5 protein-coding genes are annotated in these 2,466 nt (G+C 42.3%); 3 read left to right on the forward strand and 2 right to left on the reverse strand.

All coding sequences use genetic code 11. The features are described from left to right. The first annotated feature begins 343 nt into the window (after positions 1–343). Positions 344–1,324 carry a sulfotransferase domain-containing protein gene (locus tag F6K20_RS34050; RefSeq protein ID WP_287297732.1) on the forward strand — a complete coding sequence of 327 codons (981 nt, stop codon included), beginning with the start codon at positions 344–346 and terminating at the stop codon, positions 1,322–1,324. On the opposite strand, the gene F6K20_RS34055 is transcribed toward F6K20_RS34050, so the two are convergent. Continuing rightward, positions 1,306–1,443 carry a hypothetical protein gene (locus F6K20_RS34055; protein ID WP_287251806.1) on the reverse strand — a complete coding sequence of 46 codons (138 nt, stop codon included), beginning with the start codon at positions 1,441–1,443 and terminating at the stop codon, positions 1,306–1,308. The two genes, F6K20_RS34050 and F6K20_RS34055, sit on opposite strands and share 19 nt — an antisense overlap. Before the next feature lie 71 nt (positions 1,444–1,514). On the opposite strand from F6K20_RS34055, the gene F6K20_RS34060 reads away from it, so the two are divergent. Continuing rightward, entirely contained in the window at positions 1,515–1,796 is a 282-nt protein-coding gene (locus F6K20_RS34060; protein ID WP_008183625.1) for a hypothetical protein, read from the forward strand. A gap of 93 nt (positions 1,797–1,889) precedes the next feature. Here F6K20_RS34060 and F6K20_RS34065 read toward each other — a convergent pair whose 3' ends face one another. Beyond that, on the reverse strand, positions 1,890–2,021 hold the full coding sequence (locus F6K20_RS34065; protein WP_267872022.1) for a hypothetical protein: 132 nt from the start codon (positions 2,019–2,021) through the stop codon (positions 1,890–1,892). 358 nt (positions 2,022–2,379) lie between these two features. Between F6K20_RS34065 and F6K20_RS34070 the strand changes: the two genes are divergently transcribed. Next, a partial coding sequence (locus F6K20_RS34070) for an RRXRR domain-containing protein (RefSeq protein ID WP_287297734.1) occupies positions 2,380–2,466 on the forward strand: 87 nt, incomplete at its 3' end.

Here is a 2,466-nt window from a genome sequence, read left to right on the forward strand (position 1 = left end):
AATGGTATAGCTCAGGGAACAGGGAATCGGGAATCGGGAATCGGGAATCGGGAATCGGGAATCGGGAATCGGGAATAAAAAACTTTGTTAATCTATCTGGTTAGCTGCTAATTACAATATCCTATTCCAAGTGAATTCATTGTGGCAAGTTAATTAAGGGAAAGCAAAAATAAAGGCAAGAGGCATGCTAGAGGCAAGAGTTAATCAAGTCCATAACCATTGAAATTATGATTGATAAAAAAAACACCAAAAAAATCGATATTTTTCCTAATATAACCGACTCCCGACTCCCGACTCCCGACTTCCTGTTCCATTTTGTCAACTAAATCTCTCTAAAATAATTATGATACTTAACGCGATTTTAGTGCGATCAATCCTTGTTGGTGCTTGGTCTTTTGTCAAGAGCAAACTACCACCAGAAGGAAGACGAAAACTAGGAACATTCCTAGGACGAATGGCTCAAAAGCCTCTAATAACTAGTCTAGTGCGTTGGTATGATCAACGGTCAGTAGATGCCTATCTGATTTCATTTCCTAAATCTGGACGAACTTGGCTCAGATTGATGATTGGACGGGCACTAGAAAAGCACTTAGAGCTAACTGACCCCAAAATTATGGAGAGAATTTTGGAGTTGGAAACCTTAGCGCCATTGCACCCTGATGTCCCAAAAATTCGAGTTATTCATGATGATGAACCAGAATGGAAAAAGCCTGATGAACTTGTTCAAAGTAAAGCCAACTATAAAAATGCTAAAGTAATTTTATTAGTCCGAGACCCTAGGGATGTAGTAGTATCTATCTATTTTGAACATACTAAACGGGTGGGACACTATGCCCACATCATGCAGCAAGTAGACTCTCTGAAGCAGTATGCTGAACGAATTAAACCCTATGAAGGGGATTTGCATAGCTTCATCCATGAGTCAGTGGGGAGCTTTGATACTTTAATTAGCTATTACAATATATGGGAAGCTAATCGCCATCTCCCGAAAGATTTTTTGTTGGTGCGTTATGAAGATATCAAAACAAATACCCAAAAAGAACTGAGGCGGGTTTTAGAGTTTTTAGGAGTTAAATCAGTTCGGGATGAAGTAATTGAGGAAGCTGTCAACTTTGCCTCCTTTAAGAATATGCGGCAGATGGAAAAAAACCGGACATTTAAATCGGATCGTTTGACACCAACTGACCAGCAAGATCAAGAGTCTTACAAAACTCGTAAAGGAAAAGTTGGAGGATTTACTGAATATTTAAATAACGAAGATATTGATTATCTGAATCACCAAATGGAGGAACATTTATCGGATTTTTACCAGTATAAACCCTGAAGCTGTTGTGGGTTATCAGGTGTGGGGTGTGTAGCGATCGCGTAGCGTGACCTGTGGTCAATCCCGTAGCGTGACCTGTGGTCAATCCCGTAGCGTGACCTGTGGTCAATCGCACTCAAGACAAGTGGGCTTATTCACCAGACTAGACTAAACTAGTGTATATATCTAGCTAGCTAATAGGCTAGTAAAAATGATTCTTAACCAAAACTTCCAGGTAATTGAGAATGCTGCCCAAATTGATGACCAATTTTGTTTAAAATTAGGACCGCAAGCTAAGGCAAAAGTCTACCGAGTATTGATTAACGATACAGGACAAATCCTACTCGACCCAATTCCAGAAGAAGAACAGTGGTTATGGCAAAATCCCGAAACCCTGGCGCAGGTGAAACGGGGTATCCAGCAAGCAGCAGAAGGTCAAGGAAAATATTTAGGTGATTTCGCTCAATATGCTAGCCTGGATATTGATGACTAGTGGATTTTCAATAATTAAACTATCAGCGATTAGCGCTACTTGAGGTGCGATCGCGTTCACCTATCAGCGATCAGCCTATGGGCTAGGGGCATGCTACACGGAACAGCTAAAGGCGAAAAGCCACACTAAACCGAACAGCTGTTGAATAAAATAGCTGACCGCTGACCGCTGACCGCTGACCGCTGACCGCTGAACGTTGAACGCGCACCCGTGCGCTTCGCGCATAGGCTTACAACTTCACTAGTCTTCCTCAAGATACGGAAATCCGAATCCCTATCGGTGGACAACCCCATATGTCGTATCAAAAATAATCCCTCAGAATCGTTAAAGGGACATTCATATAAATGTAGCTATACCAGTCAATAACCCCACCCTGTTGAGGGATGGGGCTTGCATAAACAACCAATTATGCGTGTTTGACTAGACCATTTGAGCCGAATTTTGGAACGAACGCTTGGATGCTTCCCCAGTTCAAGTCTCTTCAAGACTGTGTTGTCAGTCGCTGTTAGACAGGACATCTTAAATTCGGTGGTCCAGGGGACGGGTCAAGTGCCCAAATACTTTTCTCGTGAGGTTTATCACCATGTTACGAGTTCCAGTTATTTCACCTGATGGAAGACCATTGATGCCTACAAAAGCCTCTCGTGCTCGGCGTTGGCTTAATCAAGGA

It is taken from the genome of Moorena sp. SIO2C4, from assembly GCF_010672485.1.
In the GTDB taxonomy this organism is placed as follows: domain Bacteria; phylum Cyanobacteriota; class Cyanobacteriia; order Cyanobacteriales; family Coleofasciculaceae; genus Moorena; species Moorena producens.

Coding starts and splice junctions, on each gene's coding strand:
- F6K20_RS34050 (WP_287297732.1), top strand. CDS start 344: ATGATACTTAACGCGATTTTAGTGCGATCAATCCTTGTTGGTGCTTGG.
- F6K20_RS34065 (WP_267872022.1), bottom strand. CDS start 2,021: ATGCGCGAAGCGCACGGGTGCGCGTTCAACGTTCAGCGGTCAGCGGTC.
- F6K20_RS34060 (WP_008183625.1), top strand. CDS start 1,515: ATGATTCTTAACCAAAACTTCCAGGTAATTGAGAATGCTGCCCAAATT.